At 50.4% G+C, this 742-nt stretch carries 1 rRNA gene; it reads right to left on the bottom strand.

Annotated features, from left to right (window positions below):
- Positions 1 to 689: ribosomal RNA gene (locus tag NK662_RS23190) — 23S ribosomal RNA — on the bottom strand; the annotation flags it as partial.
- Positions 690 to 742 lie beyond the last annotated feature (53 nt).

Genomic DNA, 742 nt, shown 5'->3' with positions numbered 1-742 from the left:
TTCAGACTCGCTTTCGCTGCGGCTCCGCTTCTTCAGCTTAACCTTGCACGGGATCGTAACTCGCCGGTTCATTCTACAAAAGGCACGCCATCACCCGTTAACGGGCTCTGACTACTTGTAAGCGCACGGTTTCAGGATCTCTTTCACTCCCCTTCCGGGGTGCTTTTCACCTTTCCCTCACGGTACTGGTTCACTATCGATCACTAGGGAGTATTTAGCCTTGGGAGATGGTCCTCCCGGATTCCGACGGAATTTCACGTGTTCCGCCGTACTCAGGATCCGCTCAGGAGGGAACGAAGTTTCAACTACAGGGCTGTTACCTTCTATGGCCGGCCTTTCCAGGCCTGTTCATTTACCTCGCTCCTTTGTAACTCCGTATAGAGCGTCCTACAACCCCAAGAGGCAAGCCTCTTGGTTTGGGCTGTTTCCGTTTCGCTCGCCGCTACTTGGGAAATCGCATTTGCTTTCTCTTCCTCCAGGTACTTAGATGTTTCAGTTCCCTGGGTGTGCCATCATCACTCTATGTATTCAAGTGAAGATACCATCCCATTACGGATGGTGGGTTTCCCCATTCGGAAATCTCCGGATCAAAGCTTACTTACAGCTCCCCGAAGCATATCGGTGTTAGTCCCGTCCTTCATCGGCTCCTAGTGTCAAGGCATCCACCGTGCGCCCTTTCTAACTTAACCAAACTTTCTTTCGTAAGAAAGAACTACACTGTTATCCAGTTTTCAAAGAACAA

Origin of the sequence: Ectobacillus ponti (assembly GCF_024294785.1) — a bacterium.
GTDB lineage: Bacteria > Bacillota > Bacilli > Bacillales > Bacillaceae_G > Ectobacillus > Ectobacillus ponti.
The sequence above is the reverse complement of the archived record's forward strand: the minus strand, read 5'-3'. Positions and strand labels throughout refer to the sequence as shown.